Annotated in this window: 10 protein-coding genes and 1 pseudogene; 4 read left to right on the forward strand and 7 right to left on the reverse strand. The window is 68.1% G+C overall.

Translation table 11 applies throughout. From position 1 onward, the window contains the following. Nucleotides 1-3: 3 nt before the first annotated feature. The gene (locus BLT52_RS02800) at nucleotides 4-840 is read right to left on the reverse strand and encodes a MerR family transcriptional regulator (protein ID WP_090596221.1); all 837 of its coding nucleotides are present in this window, start codon (nucleotides 838-840) and stop codon (nucleotides 4-6) included. A gap of 78 nt (nucleotides 841-918) precedes the next feature. Here BLT52_RS02800 and BLT52_RS02805 point away from each other — a divergent pair, with 78 nt between their 5' ends. Then, on the forward strand, nucleotides 919-1,272 hold the full coding sequence (locus BLT52_RS02805; protein ID WP_090590436.1) for a nuclear transport factor 2 family protein: 354 nt from the start codon (nucleotides 919-921) through the stop codon (nucleotides 1,270-1,272). A 166-nt stretch (nucleotides 1,273-1,438) separates the two neighbouring features. On the opposite strand, the gene BLT52_RS02810 is transcribed toward BLT52_RS02805, so the two are convergent. Further along, a complete protein-coding gene (locus BLT52_RS02810; RefSeq protein WP_090590437.1) occupies nucleotides 1,439-2,704 on the reverse strand; it encodes a glycoside hydrolase family 32 protein in 1,266 nt (421 codons plus the stop codon). A 273-nt stretch (nucleotides 2,705-2,977) separates the two neighbouring features. Here BLT52_RS02810 and BLT52_RS02815 point away from each other — a divergent pair, with 273 nt between their 5' ends. Further along, nucleotides 2,978-3,862 (forward strand): aldo/keto reductase, encoded by an 885-nt coding sequence (locus tag BLT52_RS02815; protein WP_090590442.1) that lies wholly within the window; start codon nucleotides 2,978-2,980, stop codon nucleotides 3,860-3,862. Nucleotides 3,863-3,956: 94 nt separating this feature from the next. Here the strand turns inward: BLT52_RS02815 and BLT52_RS02820 are convergent, their stop codons facing one another. Continuing rightward, nucleotides 3,957-4,718: an SDR family NAD(P)-dependent oxidoreductase gene (locus BLT52_RS02820; RefSeq protein ID WP_090590443.1), complete on the reverse strand. Its 762-nt coding sequence runs from the start codon at nucleotides 4,716-4,718 to the stop codon at nucleotides 3,957-3,959. Nucleotides 4,719-4,790: 72 nt separating this feature from the next. Here BLT52_RS02820 and BLT52_RS02825 point away from each other — a divergent pair, with 72 nt between their 5' ends. After that, the gene (locus tag BLT52_RS02825) at nucleotides 4,791-5,507 is read left to right on the forward strand and encodes an SDR family oxidoreductase (RefSeq protein WP_197679165.1); all 717 of its coding nucleotides are present in this window, start codon (nucleotides 4,791-4,793) and stop codon (nucleotides 5,505-5,507) included. A gap of 331 nt (nucleotides 5,508-5,838) precedes the next feature. Here the strand turns inward: BLT52_RS02825 and BLT52_RS02830 are convergent, their stop codons facing one another. Continuing rightward, a complete protein-coding gene (locus tag BLT52_RS02830) occupies nucleotides 5,839-6,366 on the reverse strand; it encodes a hypothetical protein (protein ID WP_157676936.1) in 528 nt (175 codons plus the stop codon). Nucleotides 6,367-6,874: 508 nt separating this feature from the next. Here BLT52_RS02830 and BLT52_RS02835 point away from each other — a divergent pair. After that, nucleotides 6,875-7,860: pseudogene (locus tag BLT52_RS02835) on the forward strand (IS481 family transposase). Between the two features lie 74 nt (nucleotides 7,861-7,934). On the opposite strand, the gene BLT52_RS02840 reads toward BLT52_RS02835, so the two are convergent. Genes BLT52_RS02840 through BLT52_RS02850 form a run of 3 tightly spaced genes read right to left on the reverse strand, consistent with a single transcriptional unit; the run spans nucleotide 7,935 to nucleotide 19,875 of the window. Then, complete coding sequence (locus BLT52_RS02840; protein ID WP_090590447.1) at nucleotides 7,935-13,223, reverse strand: DEAD/DEAH box helicase; 5,289 nt, start codon at nucleotides 13,221-13,223, stop codon at nucleotides 7,935-7,937. Next, nucleotides 13,223-17,056 carry an Eco57I restriction-modification methylase domain-containing protein gene (locus tag BLT52_RS02845; protein ID WP_090590450.1) on the reverse strand — a complete coding sequence of 1,278 codons (3,834 nt, stop codon included), beginning with the start codon at nucleotides 17,054-17,056 and terminating at the stop codon, nucleotides 13,223-13,225. Before BLT52_RS02845 ends, BLT52_RS02840 begins: the two co-directional genes overlap by 1 nt. Continuing rightward, the gene (locus BLT52_RS02850) at nucleotides 17,053-19,875 is read right to left on the reverse strand and encodes an SNF2-related protein (protein ID WP_090590451.1); all 2,823 of its coding nucleotides are present in this window, start codon (nucleotides 19,873-19,875) and stop codon (nucleotides 17,053-17,055) included. Before BLT52_RS02850 ends, BLT52_RS02845 begins: the two co-directional genes overlap by 4 nt. Between the last annotated feature and the right edge of the window lie 159 nt (nucleotides 19,876-20,034).

Genomic DNA, 20,034 nt, shown 5'->3' on the forward strand with positions numbered 1-20,034 from the left:
GCCTCAGGCAGAGGCGGTTCCGCCCGGACGTCCCGCCACGGCCGCCCGCGTAGCCACCCGGAACACCGGCCACCCGATCTCGGTGCGCCAGGCCGACGGGTCGGCGGTGTCCCGCGGACCGACGAGGTAGGTCTCCCGGACCGGTCCGGCCACCGCGAGCGCGTTCCCGACCACCCAGGCACCCAGCTCGCCGTAGGTCACCTGGATGTCGTCGTGGTCGCCGACGTGGGTGGCCGCCGCCAGCTCGACGGCAGGCAGCGTGACGGGGCGCACCCGCCCGCCACGCGGCGGCCGACTGGTCGGCCGGTACACGACCAGGTGGCCCCGACCCACCTCGAACAGCGAGTTGTCGTACAGCCCGCCCGGGGCCCCGGTTGGCTGAGAGACCAGAGCGTCGAGCTCGGCCATCGCGCCGCTGTACCAGGGCAGGACGTCGTCCAGTTCGACGTCGCCCTCGACCGCCGCCACCGTGGTGGCCGGGACCGAGCGCAGCTCCACCTGCAACGGTGCGGGGTCCGGCCGCAGCAGCCGGCGCAGCGACACCACCGCCGCCCGGGTCCGGGCCAGCTCGGACTCCAGACGTCGGAGGTGGTCGGCGACGAGGTCGGCACGGGTGGCGGGGTCGGCGGAGCGCACGATGCGCCGGACCTCCGCCAGGGGGACGTCCAGCTCGCGGAGGCGGTGGATGACCTGGGCGGTCGGGATCTGGTCGGCGCTGTAGTAGCGGTAGCCGCTCGCGTCGTCCACCGTCGCGGGGACGAGGAGGTCGGCGTCGTGGTAGCGGCGCAGCGTGCGCACGCTCAGGTGGGTCAGGCGCGAGAACTCCCCGATGGCCAGCATGGTGGCAGTGTGCACCCTCCCCCAGGGGGAGAGTCCCGTCCTTGACCCTCCCCGCGCCGGACGCCGCACGGTGGGGTCATGAGCAACCCGACGACCATCGAGCCCACGCAGCTCCCCGCCACGATCCTCGCCTACCTCGCCGCGCACGCCGCCGGTGAGCTCGACGCCGCCGCCCGCACCTTCGCCCCGACCGCCGAGGTCACCGACGAGGGCAAGACCTACCGCGGGACCCAGGGGGTCCAGGACTTCCTGCACAAGGGCGGCAGCCAGTACACGTACACCACCGAGCTCATCGGCGCCGAGCGCACCGACGACCAGCACTGGGTCGCGGTGAACCGGCTGGAAGGCGACTTCCCCGGCGGCATCGTCGACCTCCGCTACCGCTTCACCCTGGCCGACGACCTCATCACCGAGCTGGTCATCGCGCCCTGACGCCCGGTCCACGCCCTGGCACGACCTGTGTCGCAAACGGGGACGCCAGTCAGACCCGCGCCCGTCGAGCACCATCGACACCGCCGCCCGCGAGACACCGACCCCGCGAGCGACCTCGGCTGAGGTAGCGACCTCGGCTGAGGTCGCCTTGCGCATCGCCCGGACCCTAGCCAGCGGCGGGCGGACGGAGTCGGTGCAGCCGGTGGCCGCTGCCGATGACCTCCCACCCCGCGTCGTCGCCCGGGTAGCCGCGCGTGGTGGTGGTCCGCCCGTCGGCGTGGAACACCTCCACCAAGGACCCGTCGACCAGCACGCGCGCCCCGGCGCCCCAGGTGACGAGCTCCTCACCGCCCAGCAGCAGTGCGCCCGGTCCCACGGCCTCGACCTCGAAGGAGTGCGCCGGGGCCAGCTCGGAGCCGTCCAGCTCCCCGGCCCGCAGACCCAGCAGCTCCACAGCCGGTTGCTGCACGAGCTCGCCGTCCACGACGTCCAGCTCGCGCGGACAGGTGAGCACGCCCTGCCAGCCCTGCTCGGCGACCTGCTCCGGAGACCGTCCGCGCTCGGCGGCCCACCCCCACATCAGCACCCGGCCCGCGTCGGGGTCGACCAGCAGCTGGGGGGCGTAGAAGGTGGGGCCGTCGTCGACCACCCCGCCGCGCTCGGCGACGAACCGGAGGGCGTCACCCTCGGGCACCAGGTCCCCCAGCACCCAGCGGACCCCGTGGAGGTCGTGGCCGCCCTCGACGCTCCGCCACAGCGAGAGCACCAGCAGCCAGCGCCCGCCGATCCGGACCAGGTTCGGGCACTCCCAGATGTTGGCCCGAGCCACCTCGGCCAGCACCGGGTCGGAGTCGTCGAGGAGCACCCCGCGCGGCTGCCAGTCGGTCAGGTCGTCGCACTGCCACAGCAGCAGCTGGGGACGTCCGTCCGGGGCGCCGGCGCCCTGAACGCCCCAGCGTCGGCCCTCGGCGGTGAACACGAACGGGTCACGGACGTCAGTGACGCCGGGGAGCCTCGGCATCGGGACGGTGGCGTGCTCGTCGGCGACGAAGCGCCGCAGCTCGCGGTCGCCGCGGGCCAGCACGACGTCCGCGCTGCCACCGGGTACCGAGATGGCGCTGTAGACCAGGGTCGGGACGCCGTCGTCGACCACCAGGCAGCCGGACCAGCAGCCCAGGGCGTCCAGGCCGTCCGGGCGCGGGGTGAGCGTGATCGGCTCGTCGGTCCAGCGGAGCAGGTCGGTGGAGGAGGCGTGGCCCCAGTGGATCTGGTGGTGGTCGACCGACTCGGGGTGGTGCTGGAAGAACACGTGGTAACGGCCGTCGACCCTGGCCAGCCCGTTCGGGTCGTTGAGCCACCCGCGTCCCGGGCGGACGTGCCAGATCGGGCGGAGCCGGTCGGTCTGGTTGGGGGTGGGAGGGGAAGCGGTCATGTGCTCACTCCTGGATGTCTTCCCAGACGTCGGTGGGAGAGGTCGGCGTGTCAGCCTGACGCGGTCAGGACAGAGCCTGCGGGGGCACCCACCACGTGTCAATCACCTCGCGAGAACTCCATCCTGTCTCATGACCGGCCGGTTCGAGTCGACGCGACGGGGGGCGGGCACGGAGCCGTCGACACCGCCGGTGAGAGTGGGGGGCCGACGTCGCCGGAGCCAGGCCGGGACCCCTCGGCCGTCTCGCCCAGCCCCGCGCGTAGCGTCGAGGCCATGCGCAACAGAACCATCGGAAACGACACCGTCGGACGCGTCGAGGTGGGGGCCATCGGTCTCGGCCTGATGACCTTCGACCAGACAGGCAGCCAGCCCCGCGAGCAGCTGCTCCACACGGTGAAGGCCGCCCTCGGCGCCGGCGTCACCCTGTTCGACACCGCCGACGCCTACGGGCCCGGTGAGGAGAAGGGTGCCGGCGCCCAGGGCGAGAACGAGCGCCTGATCGCCTCGCTGCTGGACGAGCTCGGCGTCCGGGATGAGGTGTTCCTGGCCACCAAGGGCGGGCACACCCGCACCGACGGCGGCGGCTGGGACTCCGACAGCAGCGACGCGCACCTGAAGGAGGCCGTCGACGCCAGCCTGCAGCGGCTCGGGGTGGAGCAGCTCTCGCTGTGGCAGCACCACCGTCCCGACCCGAACGTGAGCTGGGAGGCGACGGTGCAGACCCTCAGCGACATCGCGAAGTCCGGCAAGGTGCGGATGATCGGCCTGTCCAACGTGGACCCGGAGCAGATCCGCGCCGCCCACGCCGTGCTGGGCGACATGCTGGTGAGCGTGCAGAACCAGTTCAGCCCGAAGTTCCGCACCAGCCTGCCGGAGATCGACGTCTGCACCGAGCTGGGTCTGGCGTTCCTGCCGTGGAGCCCGCTGGGTGGACTGGGTGACGCCAAGGAGCTGGCCGAGAAGCACCCGGCGTTCGCCGAGATCGCCGACGCCCGTGGTGTCAGCGCCCAGCAGATCGCGCTTGCCTGGGAGCTGGCCCAGTCCCCGATCGTGATCCCGATCCCCGGCGCCAAGCGTCCGCAGTCGATCCACGACTCCGCAGCCGCTGCGGACATCGACCTGACTGCTGACGAGATCGCCGCACTCGACCGCGACTGAGTAGTTCATCCCCGCCGGTAGACGTAGCCGGCACCGAGCGGCCGACGGCTTGCTCGGTGCCAAGCGCTCTACCGCCCGGGGATCGGCGGCTAGGTCAGAGGTTCTCGTAGGCCCGGCTGGGGACCTGGGTGGCGAGCTTGCCGCCGCTGACGTCGACCAGGGTGCCGGTGATGTAACTGGCGGCGTCGCTGGCCAGGAAGACCAGCAGGTCCGCGACGTCGTCGGTACTCTCCCACCGGCGAAGCGACAGGGTGTCCAGCAGCCGGTCCTGGTCGGGCGTGCTCATCTCGGCGAACCCGTTCATCGCCGTCGGCACCATGCCCGGCGCGTAGGCGTTGACCGTGACGTCCCAGGGTCCGAGCTCGCCGGCCAGCACCCGGGTGAACTGCACGACGGCCGCCTTCGAGGCACCGTAGGCCGCTGCACCGATGCTCGGCACGATGGCCGCGAACGAGGCGGCGTTGAGGATCCGCCCGGACCGCTGCTGCTTCATGGTCGGGATCACCGCCTGGCTGAGCAGGAACACCCCGCCGACGTTGACGTCGAAGCAGGCCCGCCAGCGTTCCCAGTCCAGGTCCTCCACGGCGCCGACGACATTGATGCCGGCGTTGTTGATCAGGACGTCGATCCGTCCGTGCCGCTCGACCACCGTGCGGACGGCCGTGGCCACCGACTCCGGCGAAGTCACGTCGCAGACCAGCTGCTCGTGGTCGGCGGCTCCGTCGGCCTCCTCGAAGGCGAGATCGAGCGCCACCACCGCAGCCCCCTCGGCGACGAAGCGCTGGACGATCGCCCGTCCGATGCCCCGCCCTCCCCCGGACACCAGCACGACCTTGTCGGTGTGGTCGATCAGCACTGTGGTCTCCTTGCCTGTGGGTCAGTGAGGACGACACTACTGACGAACGCGCGCACAGACGGAGGAGTCATCGTGGACAAGGTGCTGTGGGTCACCGGAGGCGGCAGCGGCATGGGGGCGGCGGCCGCTCGCCACGCGGCTGGACAGGGCTGGCGCGTCGCCATCAGCGGTCGGCGCGAGGACGCCCTGGCCCAGGTCGCCGCGACGATCACCGCCGCCGGCGGTGAGGCGCTGACGGTCCCGCTCGACGTGACCGACCCCGAGCAGGTGCGGGCCGCGCACGACACGGTGCTGCAGCAGTGGGGACGGCTCGACGGCCTCGTCCTCTCCGCCGGCCTGAACAACCCGCGACGCAGCTGGGCCGACCAGAACATGGACGACTTCGCCCGCATCGTCGACACCAACCTGGTCGCCATCGCCCGAGTCATCGACGTCTCCCTTCCGGAGCTCCGGCAGCGACAGGGTGTGGTCGTGGTGATCTCCTCCTACGCCGGCTGGCAGGTGAGCCCGATGGCGGGGGTGGCCTACAGCGCGAGCAAGACCGCGCTCTCCTCGGTGGCCATCAGCCTGAACAAGCAGGAGGGTGAGCACGGCGTCCGGGCCTGCCACCTGTGCCCCGGCGACGTCGCCACCGAGTTCCTGCAGCAGCGGCCCAACGTCCCTGACGCGGCGGCGCAGGCGAAGATGCTGACGCCAGAGGACATCGGGCGGGCGGTGCTGTTCGTGCTGGACTCGCCCAGTCACGTCCGGATCGACGAACTGGTGATCTCACCAGTGTCACAAAGGTGACGCCCTGCAAATGGTGGCTGGCAGTGCGTTTTATACTCTGCGGCGAGGGAACATGCGACCTAAACTGGCTTCAGAACGCACAGCGGCTTTTGCACAGGTCCATTCGGTGGGGAAGTCTAACTGCGGCGTTTAAGCTCTCCCCAACGCCCTCGCGAGTCGCACGACAGTCCAGTGGGGCAGCCTTCCTTGATTTAAGAGCGCTCGGCGGCAACAGTTGAATGGCGATCAAGCCTCAGCTCGAGAGCTGAGCGCCCGCCACGGAGGTAGCCAGAGGTCGCTGTGCGGGCTAGCCTTGCGACTGTGGCACGGGCGGGGTTTGACTGACCTTGCCCTAGCGTAGCGGGTGGTCCGGCAGTGGCGGGAAGTTCGGAGCCTGCTCCGTCACCTTCCCGCCGTTGACCTCGACCTTCAGTTGCTGCTCGAGCCGAGAAGACGCCTGCTCGATCGCAGCCTGGTAAGCGACTACCGCCTGGCGTTCGGGTGACACTTCACCGAAGTTCAACTTGGACACGACCGAGACCGGCGCGGCCCTGACCCAGTCTCGGAGGTGCCGAACGTGTCGTCCGAACTGGTTCAGTTCATCAAGAACTGGCCTCTCACCCATTTCGAGTTCAGCAACCGAACTGCGATTCGTGAGTCCGTAGATGCGGACGCTTGCGACTGTCTCGACGTTAGGCGAGCAAGCCAAATCTTTGAGGTTACGAAGCTCAATCAACAGCTCGCCGACCGTAGCTCGCTTCCGATCCAACGCATCGCCACGCTCCGTTCTACTCAGGAGGTACCAAGCGAAGCCACCGGCGACCAAGCCGCCCAAGATCGCCCCAACAATGCTGGGGAACCAAGCATCCACCCACGTCACGTTGAGAGGATACCGACTAGTTGGGTGACACGCCGCAACCGGCCGGAGATCGCTCGGCCCAACAGGAGCACGGCGATCGCTGCCCGGCGGCGGATGACCTGCGAGTCAAAGGACAACGCGCCTTCGACGTCACACCGTTAGCCCGAAGTTACGCTGGCGCGGAGCAGGGCAGGGACTGACCAGCCCTCCACCGCGGAGATGGAGCCCGCGGGTTCGCATGGCCGTCCTGTGCCGGACCGATGCCGGTGTCGACGCGGGCTGGGGTCAACGCGGTCGCGGACAGCTTGCTGAGGCATTGAACTCCTCGCCACCGATGACCAGTGACTGCGCGACGGCGTCCCGATGGAATTGCCGAGGCCCGCGGCGGGCTGGGGGACGCAGCTAGCTGTACTGACCCGGCACGTTGGTCGAGTAAGTGTGACGCGCTGATCTGAAGTGGTAGCGCACGAGGGCCTCCCGCGGTGGAGTGGAACTGCCTAGGTATCCGCTTCACTCACAGGAGGCCCTCGTGTCCCACGCTAACGCTGCGTTGACCCCTCGTGCCCGGCTCACGGTCGCTCGGCTCGTGATCGAGCAGAAAGTTCCTGTCGCGGAGGTCGCGGCTCGGTTCCAGTGCTCCTGGCCCACGGTCAAGCGGTGGGCCGACCGGTACGCCGCTGGTGAGCCGATGAGCGACCGGTCGTGCCGCCCGCACCGGATGCCGGCCAAGACCGGCGCGCGCACGACACGTCGGATTGTGTCGTTGCGGCTGCGCAAGCGGCTGGGGCCGGTGCAGCTGGCCGCGCTGACGGGCGTGGCACCCTCCACCGCGCACCGGGTCCTGGTCCGGTGCCGGATCAACCGGCTCTCCCACGTGGACCGGGCCACGGGAGAACCCGTGCGCCGCTACGAGCACGAGCACCCCGGGGCGATGCTGCACGTGGACGTCAAGAAGTTCGGCAACATCCCCGACGGCGGCGGGAGGCGGTTCGTCGGCCGGGCCCAGGGCGGGAAGAACCGTGCCACCACCCCGGACAAGCCCAAGAACAAGCACCACCACCCCAAGATGGGCCACGCGTTCGTCCACACCGTCATCGACGACCGCTCCCGGGTGGCCTACGCCGAGGTCCATGATGACGAGACGGCCCTGACCGCGACCGGGGTGCTGCGCCGCGCGGTGACCTGGTTCGCTGCCCGCGGCATCACGACCGAACGGGTCCTGTCTGACAACGGCTCCCCCTACGTCTCCCACCTATGGCGGGCGGTCTGTGCTGAGCTCGCGATCAAGCACTCACGGACCCGGCCCCGCCGCCCGCAGACCAACGGCAAGATCGAGCGCTTCCACCGCACCATGGCCGACGGCTGGGGCTACGCCCGCTGCTACACCTCTGAAGCCGAACGACGCGCCGCCCTGGCAGCATGGATCCACGAGTACAACCACCACCGCCCCCACACCGCCTGCGGGACAAGCCACCGGTCACCCGATTGACCAACCTCTCGGGTCAGTACAGCTAGCAGACGGCCGAGCTCGGCACAGACCCCCGGTGGCGACCAATCACTCGACCTCAAGGCGGCGGCCAGAGTGCCGGTTACGCACCGAGCTTCTCTTTAAGCCGATCGATCCCGTCCTGCAATTTGTCGTAACGAATAACGATGACTGAGATTCCAGCAACCTTCAGAGCCTGTCGCTTGTGCTCGTCAATCTTCGCCACAGTTGGGTCGTCATGAACGTATCCGTCTAGCATCACCGCGAGATTGAGCCCTTCGCCCGTATAATATAGGTCCGCGGATACCAAAGTCCCATTATGGCCCGTTAGGGTCTTGTGGCAGTCGTCTGGGGCGGGAACGCCGGCTTCCTGCAGCGCGAACACCATCTGCTTCTCCGTCTCGGAGTCGTACCCCTCGGTGACGGCGTCCCAGTCTAGAGCCACCAGGGCTTCGGTGAACGCAGCTCCCGCTGCTCCAGCGACGAGTGTGGGGACTACGAGATGTCGGTCGAGCTGGTCGTGATGCCACTGGTTGCGGAACGTCCGGAGACACTCGTAGCAGCTGTCAAGACACGCACGTTCAGAATCCTTGCCGGTCTCGTCCGCGTGCACGATTTCCAGGGCCCGGCCACACACCTCAGCCCATGCGGGAGTGGTCGCGACTCGAGCGAGGACGCCAATACCGCCCTCGTCCATCTCGTACAGCAGGACGCGGCGGACGGCAGGATTCTGCTGTGGGTCTGGAAAGACCTGCCCGCCGAGCTCGGCCTGGTCTACGCCGTACCTGGTCGCGATGCCGGCCTGCAGCGCGTAAAGCAAAGTCCAGGCGTAGTCGTCGGGGTCGGTGCCGTTGGGCGCCTGTGTGTCGATCAGGAGCATGTCGTGCTGCCCCTGAGTCGTCAGGACGATGTCACGAACCCAATTGTCGAGCGCCGGGGCGCAATCCTTGTCCGGTCCGAAGTGGTCGGCGTCGGGGTTCCAGAGCCGGCACTTTTCGCAAAGGGTGAACCCCGGGGTGGCGCTCCGGCGCTGGCCGCTGTTTACCTGCACGAGGTGGCCGAGGTGGGCGTAGGTCACGGCAAGGTCGAGCCCTGCGGATGTGGTGACGCTGTACCGCCGGACGCCGCGGTGGGGCAGCCGGAATGCGGCGTCGACCATGTAACCCTGCCGCATGCGGTCCTCGGCGTCGGCGCCAACGGTCTCCTGCTCAACGGCGAAGGCATCGCCGACCTGCATGGCAGACTTCCAGGCCTTGGTTTCGTCGTCGCTACGCGGCGTCCCGCACGATGGGCACTTCGACGCGACGGTCTTGCCCGGGAGGAACGCCCCGCAGGAGCAGATGACGATCTCGCTGAAGATGTCCGCTCCGCTGCGGCCTGTGGAGGCGCGCTGCACCTTGTAGCGGTGCCCGCGGTGGTAAACGAAGTTGCCGGGTGCGTACTCCCGCAGCGCGATGGACCGGCTCCGGGCGCGCATGTCCTGGCGGTCGGCAAACCGGAGAAGGACCGCCTGCCTGGGGAAGGCGTACCCGGGAAGGAAGCCGCGCTGTGCGAGCCAGGACAGCGGGTAGTAGTCGCCCTTCCCGGTGCGGATGTTCCGTCCGATCGCCTCGACCGCCTCCCGGCGGCGCTTGTCCGAGCCCGAGAGTCCCTCCTTGTTCGCTTTTGCGCTCAGCTCGGCAGCTTCGACGGCGAGCTCCCGGGCGAGGTTCGACAGCGCGGCCATGTCAGCGTCGAGCGCGTCGACGAACCCGTCGACGATCCGGGCCACGCTCTGCGCGTCGATGGCCTCGGCGCCTTCGATGACGTCCGCGAACGCGGCGCTACCGCGAGCGACGAGGTCGTCCCGCTTGGTGGCGACGAACTGCTCGAGGCCGGCGCGGAACTCCGGTGTGAGCCTGCCGGTGGTCTGGTGGTCGAGGTCTACCCAGGCGAAAACCTCGGTCGGGAGGTCCTCGCCGCGGGCGCCGAGGATCAGGGCGTGCATGTGGGACCGCAGGAGCGTCTCGTTGTCGAGCAAGAATTGCGGCGATGCGATGCGGCCGGCCACGATCTTCTCTGGGTGCCGGAAGAAGTACTGGTCGTGGACACCGGTCCGGCCTTGCGCTCCGCAAAACGTGACGACGGACGACGGCTGCGCGGCGCGGCCGGCCCGTCCTTGCCGCTGCGCGTAGTTGGCGGGCGACGGCGGGACATTGCGCATGTAGACCGCGGACAGTGAGCCGATGTCGACGCCGAGTTCCATCGTCGGCGTGCAGACAAGGACGTTCAGGGGATCGGCCTGGCTCTTGAACTTCGTCTCGATGGTCTTGCGCTCGTCGCCTCCGACGGCTGCTGTGTGCTCCTCGGCAGAGACTCGGACTGTGCCCTCCAGCGACGAGGTGTAGGTGGCGCGGAAGAAGTCGTCCCGGCCGGCGCGGTCCTCGACCAGCCGGACTTTCACGCAGCGGGGGCAGTCCCGGGGCTCGGTGAACAGCCACCTTGAGGCGCAGCGTGGGCAGCGATAGCCCAGCGGCTCGGTCGGCCGCCAGAACAGCAGTTTTTCCTCGGCGACCTGCAGGCCGGGTGAGCCGTCAGTCCTGACCAGGAAGCCGAACTTCTCCAGGAACGCCGCGGCCTGCCGGACAGTGTCACGGGCCTCCTGACGGGCCTGCCTGTCGTTGGGCCAGCCCACCTGCCGGAGCAACCACCGGGTCATGCGGGACGTCGAGCCCTTGTCGGCGCCGGACGGGTCCTGGCTGCCGCCGAGCCGCTTGACGTCGAACCGCTTCGTCTCGGCCCTGTCGTCGTACACCACGATGCGGTTGGGCTGCTCCGCGCTGCCATGGAAAAGCGAGACCGGGTTTACCAGGCTCACGACCTGCGTGCCGAACCCGTCCGGGGACGAGAACACGGCGGCGGGCCCATCCTCGGAGTCGCTGGAGACGGCTTTTCCGCGGCGCATGCTGTCGAGCAGCGCCCGGAGCAAGTCGTGCGCCAGGTTCGGCTCAGCCTCGGCCAGAACCTTGAGCTGCACCTCGCCGTGCTGGGCGATGTTCTTGAGCACGAGGTCCCGCTTGCCGAGCGACTGGTAGTCCGCAACGAGCAGCCCAGTGTCCTCGAGGTTTGGCTGGGCCTTGCGGGGCGAACCGGAGCAATCCATGAGGACGCCAGCCTGGAGGTACCGCAGGTATCGCTTCTGCGCCTTCCGCAGGTCGGCCTGCGGGTCGAGGTTCAGCGCGTCCATTTGCCGCGTGAACGTCGGGAGGGTGCCGCTGCCTTCCATGGCGTCGAACGCGTTGCGGGCGAGCTCCTCTGTGGTGAGGGCGTCGTCGGGGTCCTGCACGTCGGCCAGCGCGGCGCAGACGGCCCTGCGGAAGTAGAACCGCCGGGACAGAGCGTTGAGGTGCGCGGCCTGGAAGGAGGAGTCCTGCTGGTTGTCGCTGAACGCCATGACGGCGGGCTTGCTGCCAGTGCTGTCGAGGCCGTCGAGCATCCCCGTAACGAGGACGTCGGTGGCGGTGGCGCGGCCGACCGTCCCAACCTGGAAGAACTTGTTGTACTCCGAGTGCGAGCCGTCGTAACGGACACCGCAGCCGGGGCAGAGCTGGAACGGCTGTCGGACCCATACGACGTCGCGGACGTCTACGTGGCCGCAGGCACCGCCGACCTCTCCACATAGACCGCAGACCTTGTGCTCCTCGGGGACCGCCCCTTCACGGCCCTTGCGGGCGGTCCCGTTCTGCTTGAGGTCCTCTGGCGCGACGGGCACCGCGTCCTTGTCCCACTCGTCGGTCATGACGTAGACCGGCAGCCCCTGCTGGCTGGTGTCGAGGAAGTCCCGAGGGCGGACCGCGTTGTCGCTGGCGTCGTACAGCGCGACGAAGTATTCCTGGCCGCATGCCGTGCAGAAGACCAGCGGATAGGCGAACACGTCGGGCTCGCCTTCCGCGTCGCACCTGGAGCAAGTGCCCTCGCCCTGTTCGCTCAGGTGGGGGTCGTCAGCACGCAGGCAGGCGGTGACCGGAAGTCCCTGTGAGAAGAAGCCGTGGACCTTCGGCGTGAGCAGCCCCTCGGGTCCCTTCGGCCCTTCGACCTTGACTGCGGCCCCGAGCATCAGCGCCGCGGCGATCTCGGACTGGGCCTCGGCGGGCGTTGCGCTGGGCCGGACCTGCTCGACGTACTCCGCCGAGAGGTCGCGCAGTGAACGCACTCCTTGCCAGAGGGCGCGCTCGACCCAGGCCAGCGGAAGGCTGGCCCTGGCCGCGTCCGAGGTGTCGTCCGCTGCGAGCGCGGGGCCGAGCAGGGCACGGACCGCTGCGTCCCCGTCCGTGGCCTCTGCGGCGGCCAGGACCTCCGCCGTGACGCAGTCCGGCGCCAGATACAGCCGGGGGTCGGCCGGATCCTGCATGGCCGGGGCGCCGTACTGCTCGGTGACGACGCTCGAGGGAAGGAAGTCCTCGCCGAAGAGGCGGCTCGCGAAGCCGGCGATCGCCTTTGCCGCCTCGTCCTGCGCACGCGAGTCCACGGTTGCCGACGTCCCGATGCATCGGAGCTTGCCGGCGGTGGCGGTCCGCTCCTTGAAGCGGCGGATAAGCAGCGCCATGTCTGCACCCTGCTGGCCCGAGTAGGTGTGCATCTCGTCCAGGACCAGGAACTCCAACCGCCCACCGTCGGCGAGCGCGGCGAACAGCTCCGAGTCCCTGCGGCGGGTGAGGGCGTACTCGAGCATCTTGAAGTTGGTCAGCAGGATGTCCGCGCCTCGCTCCTGGAGCGTGATCCGGTCGATGACCTCACTGTCGTAAGGAGTGTCCCGGCCGTAGAGCTCCTGGAAGTCCCGGAGGGCCTTCTCCTTGTCCGTCTTGAGGTCTCCGGTGTAGTTGCAGACGGTCAGCCCGCTCCCTGCAAGGCGCTCCGAGATGTCGGCGTACTGGCTGTTCGCGAGCGCGTTCATCGGATAGACGATCACGGCGATCGGGGGTGTTCGGCCGTCCGGCCAGTCCGTGCGGGACTGCGACAGAGCACGGGACACGATCGGCATGTAGAAGGTGAACGATTTGCCCGAACCTGTGCCAGTTGCGACGACGGTGTTCAGCCCGCCCATGACCTGGCGGACGGCCTGCACCTGGTGCGTGAACGGCTCGACTGGGTCGGCGGCGCGATCGCCGGGACCCTTGGTGAATACCCGCTGCACGTCGTCGTGCAGCACCTTGTCTGCGACGAGCTCTGCAAGCCTGTCCCCAGGCTTGAAGGGCTTGGCGATGGTGATGAAGGGCTCGCGGTGGAGAAGTCGACCCTCAGCTCGTCGGTCGTGCACCCACTGCTGGATGGACGGGTTCTTGTAGAACTGAAACGAGTCGACGTAACGCTCGTACTCCCGCTTGAGGTCGCCCAACATCGCCAACGGGTGCATCAGGCAGAACCTCCAAGGTCGTCGAACGCCTCCAGTCGGAGGCGCTTGCTGCGGTACTCATGGTAATTTGCTTCCTCCGCGCGCCGGAGGACGCTGAAGTGATCAAGCACGAGCTCGTATTGCTTGCGGTTCAACTGGTAGGCCCTAGCCACAAGAGCATCCAGGCGGGCGTCGATCAGGATCCGCCTGTTGTTGTCCCAAGCATGCAGGGTCCGCTCTGTGGCCGTTGCGAGGCTCTGCGAGGTGACCGACAGCTCGGCCGCAAGTGCGAGTACCTCAGCCGTTCGTAGCGCTGACGGTCCAGGAGCGGCGCACTGTGACACGACCCAGGGAGCCACATGGCCTCCGGGGATGTGCAAGCGCACAAGGAAGTCGAACGTCATCGAGTTCAGGAGGGCCGCCGCTGCGAGCGCATTCTTGGGCTCCACGGACAGGACCGGCAGCGTGTGGAGGGCAGGACTCCTGCCGATCAGCGCCACCCGCATGAGACGCCGGTCCGTCCAGGGCCGACCTATGTCCCGCATGGCTAGAAGCAGGCGGTCGCCCGCCACTGCATGGATGCGCTTTTCGGCGACGTTCGCCTTCATCCAGTAGCGCGGCTCCACCTCAAAGCAAGGATCGGCGTGCTGCTCCTCGGTCGACCACGGGATGTTTGGCTTCGGCCGGTACTTGTTGGGCCCGGTGTAGCCCTCGAAGGTTCGGGCTCGGTGGTCCCACCGGTTGACCATCTGCCCCTCGTACACCGGCACAGCCACGTCGCCGCATTGGTGCCGAAAGAGCTTGTCCTGACCTAGAACGTAGCCTGCCGTAGCCAGGTCAGCGTCACGATGAACGAGGCCTTCCTTCTTGGCCCCGTGGGAATCGAACAGCCGGTGGTAGTTCAGCTGCCAGGGGTCGGCGCCGTCGGCCTCGGAGAAGTCGAGCGTGGAGAACAGGAACTGGAGCTCAAGGGCCAGCTCAAGTTCTTCGTTGCGTCCCGAGGACAGCAGCGTCCGCGTGCGGGGGGCGACGGCGGTGAGATCATTCCCAGTCCAGCGCCTGGTCTTCGCAGTCGCCGCCTCGGCGACTCCGAAGTTAAGCATCGCTGCGTCGAAGGAGGTGTCTTCCTGGCTGGGGCCGAGCACGACGACGCTGAAGCGCTCGACGGGCGCGACGTCGCCGCCGAAGACTGGCCCTCCTTCTCGCCGGGTGTTCACCATGTCGAGCACGAGCCGCGGACGGCCATCGCGTACCAGCCGCTTCCACACCGGCGACTGCGCCGCATCAATCGCGAGACCGCTCTTGATGATCAGTCCGACATCTCTGCTCATGTTGGCGGCCGCTTCGGTGAACAGGACGTAGGTGTTGGCCTCGCTGGACGTGCGCGTGTACCGGCCGGAACTCTTGGCGTAGTGGGCGAGCCGATGCTGGAGTCCGCGGTACAGCGTCCATCGGCGGTGGAGGCCCGGGTCGTTGTCGGCCAGGGCGGCAATCGCCCCGCCGCGGTGCTCCGAAGTCATTGCGGCGATGGCAGGGGCCGCCTGAGCGAAGAACTCCTGCTCCTCGCCCTTCAGCTGTTCCCAAGGCGGGTTGCCGACCACGATGTCGAAGCCGCGAGCAGCGCGCACATCGGGGAAGGCAAGCGGCCAGTGAAGCGGGTTGAGGTCCGCGATGACCGTACGCGCGGCAGCGGCGAGAGCGTGGTTCGCGCGGCCAGCCACGGCCTCCTGGTAGTCGTGAGTGGTTGGCGCGTCACCGAAGTCAGCTGTCCAGAAGAAGGCGGCGGTCCAGATGTCTGCCGCCTTCCGCCAGCGGTCGTAGTTGTCGCTGAGCCGCCAGGCAGCGAAGGCTTCGCTCTTCCGGCGTACGTCTTGGTAGCTCTGCTCGCTGTTGGACAACTCCGACGGCAAGTCGAGCACGGGGTCGACGGCATCCCGGCTGAAAAGCCCGGAGATGTCACCTTGGTTGGTCGCTCGCGCCTTCGTCAAAATCTTCTTGTCATCTTGGCTGGCCTTGCTGTACTCGAACGCGGCGGTAGGAATCTGGCCAGGCAATTTCAGCAGAGGCCAACCGATGAGACTGTCGCCGCAGACGATGTGGCTATCGAGGAAGGAGAGTGGCTGGTCCGGCACGACGCAGTGAATCCACAGCGTGACCTTCGCGAGTTCGACAGCGAACGGGTCCTTGTCGCAGCCGTAGATGCACCGCTGGAGGACATCCCGCCGCGCGTGCGCGAGTTGGCTGTCGCTGGGTTCCTGAGGCGCGCTGCGCTCGCGGGCCAGCGCTAGAGCAATGCGGTCTAGTGCGCCGACCAAGATTGCTCCGCTTCCGCACGCCGGGTCGATGACCTTGAGCGCCAAGAGCGCCTGTTGGCGCTCCTGCGGCGTGTTCGCGGCTGCGAGCCGCTGGTCGATGAGCGGGTCGAGACTGCGCGTCAGGAGCAGGTCGACGAGGTCGGCCGGGGTGTAGTAGCTGGCGAGGTCGGCTCGTTCAGTCGAGAGGTCCGCGAGGTACGCCTGGCCTGGGTGGACGGGTCCGCTGTCGGCGGCCAGTGGCGCCTGGGCGACCTGCAGGGTGTAATCCAGCAGAGACTCGTAGACGGTGCCGAGCTCCTCGACACCGAGGTTCCGGTAGTCGACGTGCATCTGGACTTTGCCGACGGGCATCGTTGTGAGGGCCCTCACAGCGACGAGAAGTGCGTGGTTGTCGCAGCCGGCGGCGGTGGTGAGGGGAGTCTGGGCGAGGTCGAACAACCTGCCGTTGTAGGGGTAGACGCCGAGGGCTTCCGCGAGCCGGGGCTCGCTGAAGGCACGGCAGGTCGCCTTGAACCCCTCCCAAAGGTCGCGGCGGCGGGGCTCGGCGTCGTCGGCTTCCGCCCTGGCGCGCAATCGGGTGACCGAGTAGGTGTCGGTGTAAAACCGGTTCGCGGAAGCGAGCATGCCGCGCTGCTCTGCGAACAGCAGAAACAGCAGGCGGTAGAGCACGGTGAGCATCTCGCGGTAGAGCTCGCGTCCGAGGTCGGGCTCGGCGGTTATGCGCTCGCGCAACGCCGGGGTGGCGTCGAGGACGCCGTTGGCAAGCGTCTCGACGGCGCGCCGCACCTGCGGCTGCAGCCTCTTACCCGCGGCGACGCCGGCGGTCAAGGCCTTGTCGTACAGCCGTTCGAGCAGGCTCGTCGGTGCTGCGCTCTCGCTCGTCGGGAGGAGACGGAACCGGCTGCCGTGGGCCAGGCGCCAGAGGGCCAGGAAGTCCGGGTAACTGGATGCCTCGAAGAGAGCGATCAGGTCAAATTCCACATAGCCGCGGGTGCGGGTGTGGTGAAAGTCGCGGACGAGCCGAAGGACTCGTCCATTGCTAACCAGGCCCCATCGTCGGTCGGGGTCGGCGTTGAGGTAGCCCTGGAGCTCTTCGTGCGGCGAGCGCCGCGTGCCGGCCCGGTCGTCGAGATCAGTCTGACTGGTAAGGATCAACGGCGGGGCGTCGGAGCCGGTCCAGCCCATGTGAGTGATACCCCAGGACTGGCCGCCGGCCGTCGCTTTACCGCGCTTGTACGCGGGTTCGAAGCCCAGTAGCTCGAGGAGTGGGCGGAGGAGCTTGTCGCGCAGGCGGGCGGTATCCATGCCCTCGGCGAGCTCCACGGCGTAGGCGGCCCAGAGGGCCTGGCCGCTGGCGAACGCCGCGCGCAGGTCGCCTTCATGCTGCGCTTTGGTGGCTGACTTGCCGGTGTCGTCGGTGAAGGTCGCGACGTCGGTGAGGAACGCGGCGTCGCCGACCACCGCGGACTGCCTGAGGTCGGCGACAAGAGCGTCCCCGATAAGGCCCCCGGAGGTGTGGACGAGGCTGACTTCGCTCACAGCTTCACCTCCGGATAGACCAGCGTCAAAGCGACGAGGTCCTGAGACATCGGGGTGACGTCATTCAGGCCGGCAGCCCACTTGTCGTCGAGCTCGGCGTGCCGCTCGGCCATTGACGCCGCTCGGGCCGTGGCGACGGCGGCGATGTCGTTCCGCACAGTTTGGCGGCACAATACGGCCTTCGCGTCTTCCTGCAGGTCGTGCCGGTCTTTCAAGCCGGCGCCGGCCCGGCCTCTGAGGTGCTGGACGGCGTCCGGGTCCAGCGCATCGCCGTAGACGGGGAGGACGACTGGGACGAGCTCTTCGAGCAGCACGGGCGGTGTCCCGCGCGCGACGTACCGCATCAAGACGTGGGCCACGGCGGTGAGCGCGGTGGCGTCCTGGCTGATCATCCCGGCAACACGGCCCGAGAAGGAGGGGTTGTGCGCCTGCTCCCGGGAGATGTCGACGAGGCGGCGCAGGAGCGGGTGCGCCAGGTCCACGACGTCCACGTCCGGGTCGTCCATGCCGAGCGAGGCGTCGAAGGTGTACCGGTGTGTCGGGTCGGTGACGTCCGATAGGAGGGGAGGCACTGCGGTGATTGAGAAGGTGCCGTTGTCGAATTCCGTGACCGTCCCGTGCAAATCACGGATTGCCGCGCGCGAGAACGCCGTGATTCGGTCGGGAGTGCCGATCTCGCTCCGAGATCTGTCCAGGGCCGCCTCCACCAACGAGAGGCTGACATCGGCCTGTCCGTAAAACGACTCGTCGAGGACACGGTCGAGCATCCCCTCGTCCACGATGGAGGCGTCGACAAGGGCGGTGAAGTCACGGTCCAGGTTCTCCTCGTCGGCCTCGAAGTCGAACAGCGTTGGCGCGATCCGATAGTCCATGCCGGGGTTCGCCAGGTGGAGGAGGATGTCGGGATTGGCGAGGAAAGGCGGGACGAAGCCGTACTGACGCCGCATCGCCTCGGCCTTTTTCACGATCAGCATCAGCAGGGCGACGTCAAGCCGGTCGTCGAGCACAAGTGTGCGGATGCCGACGAACTCCTCTCGCTGGCGGAACCGGTCGATCCTGCCGTTGCGCTGCTCCAACCGGTTCGGGTTCCAAGGCAGCTCGTAGTGGACCAGCTCGGCGCATGCGCGCTGGAGGTTCAGACCCTCGCTGATGCAGTCCGTCGCAACAAGAACGGCGCGGGGCGACCTCTCGAACTCGACCAGGACGCGCATCCGCGTCGCGAGGTTCATCGATCCGTCGATCGACAGGATCTGCGTGTCGGGCGGCAGCGCAGGCAGCTTTGTGCCGGGGAGTGTCGCCTTCTCCAGCTGCTCCTTGAGGTACGCCAGGGTGTCGGTGAACTTGGTGAAGACGAGGACCCGCTGGACGTCGGGGTGTTTGGCCATCCGCCCGGGGAGGATCTGCAGCAGCTTGAGGAGCTTGGGATCCTTCGCCGGCACGACCTTGCGAGCCCGGTCCCGAACCTTGGTCAGCCACTCGATCTCGACGTCGGTGCCGAGTGCGGATTGCGCTACATCCAGTCGATAGGCACCCTCGGCGTCGTCGTCGGCCGCCAGCACGAGGTCGGCCGTCGTCTCGCGTGCCGCCTTGTCCGCCTTCGCGCTGGTCTCAGTCGCGGACTGCTGTTCAAGGGCGCGGAGCCGGTTCGCAACCGACTTCCGGAGCGCCTCGGGAGAGGAAAGCGCTCGTCGCTGAAGGTGCGCCGCGACCCAGGAGTTGGACTGCCGCGAGTCGGCGGCCTCGTAAAGCGCGCCAGCATAGCCGCCAAGCTCGGCGAGCAGGGCCTGCATGTCCCTGAACCCGCGCAAGTCGACGATGTCCTCGTCGGCGTCCCGGCGGGGGAAGGGAGATTGGATGCCTCGGGTCTCGTACCAGCTCTCGATGTCTTGCCGCCGCCGCTGGACGACATTGCTCCGCTTAGCCCTGGCGCGCTCGATGATGTGAACGTCAGCCACCTCGCGTACCAGCGTCGGGTCGAGCATCTCGAAGAGGCTGGCGTAGCTGTCGGTGTGCCCGTTGTGAGGCGTGGCGGTCAGCATCAGCAGGTGACGGGCCGCCTTGGCGGCCTTCTGCGCGAACAACCACCGTTCCATGTCCGGGTTACCGCCGCGGCCGTCCGCGTGGGGCCGGGCGCACAAGTGCGCCTCGTCGATCAGCACTACGTCCCAGTGGTGCGACAGCACCAAGTCGGTTCGCGTTTTCACGTAGTCGATGCTGGCGATGACAACGTCATGGGCCGCCCAGACCGTCTGGCCCGGCAGTAGCTGCCGCTCAAGCGCTGGCATGAGGTGCCCCGCAACGGGGGTCGCATCGAGATGGAAGAAGTGGTCGAGCGCCTCGCGCCACTGCTCTCGGAGGTTCGCCGGGACGACCACCAGCACCCGCCGGGCGCGGCCTCGGGCGATGAGCTCGCTGAGAACGAGTCCGGCCTCGACGGTCTTGCCGGTCCCGACATCGTCGGCGATGAGGAGCCTGACCTGTTCCTGACCCAGCGACATAAGCAGCGGCACGAGCTGGAAGTCGGTGGGGATGGCGCGGGACCGCTGGAGCCCGAGGATCGGCGCGGTGCCGTGGAGGAGTGAGAAACGGTAGGCGTCAAGTATGTGCTCCTGCTGACGGTGATCGCCGATGGCGTCGGGGCCGGGGATGGGCATCTCGCCTGGCTCAACCGTCTCCAGGGCGGCGTGGAAGCGCTGGGTCTGGCTATCGCGGCCGTCCAACGGTGTTGCTGCCAGCAGTTCGCCATCGACGTAGTCGACGCGCCAAAGCCGGTTGCGAAGGGTGATGACGCGACCTGGCTCGAGGAGTCCCTCGGTCATGTCATCCTCTCGTCGTCTTTGCCGATCACCGGCGTAGCGGAACGGTGATTACCCGACCTGCCCGCCAGTACCCAGGCTAGGTTAGGGGCTGCTCTTGTCCGTGCGGTGGATTACCAACCTCACGGACTAGCCTGAATCTAGGCGCGCGAAGGGCGGTCC

The sequence above is a fragment of the Auraticoccus monumenti genome (genome assembly GCF_900101785.1).
In the GTDB taxonomy this organism is placed as follows: domain Bacteria; phylum Actinomycetota; class Actinomycetes; order Propionibacteriales; family Propionibacteriaceae; genus Auraticoccus; species Auraticoccus monumenti.

What these genes read in the sequence shown, in the direction of transcription:
- BLT52_RS02840 (WP_090590447.1), bottom strand. Translation starts at nt 13,223, where the DNA reads ATGCACCCGTTGGCGATGTTGGGCGACCTCAAGCGGGAGTACGAGCGT.
- BLT52_RS02800 (WP_090596221.1), bottom strand. Translation starts at nt 840, where the DNA reads ATGCTGGCCATCGGGGAGTTCTCGCGCCTGACCCACCTGAGCGTGCGC.
- BLT52_RS02815 (WP_090590442.1), top strand. Translation starts at nt 2,978, where the DNA reads ATGCGCAACAGAACCATCGGAAACGACACCGTCGGACGCGTCGAGGTG.
- BLT52_RS02810 (WP_090590437.1), bottom strand. Translation starts at nt 2,704, where the DNA reads ATGACCGCTTCCCCTCCCACCCCCAACCAGACCGACCGGCTCCGCCCG.
- BLT52_RS02805 (WP_090590436.1), top strand. Translation starts at nt 919, where the DNA reads ATGAGCAACCCGACGACCATCGAGCCCACGCAGCTCCCCGCCACGATC.
- BLT52_RS02850 (WP_090590451.1), bottom strand. Translation starts at nt 19,875, where the DNA reads ATGACCGAGGGACTCCTCGAGCCAGGTCGCGTCATCACCCTTCGCAAC.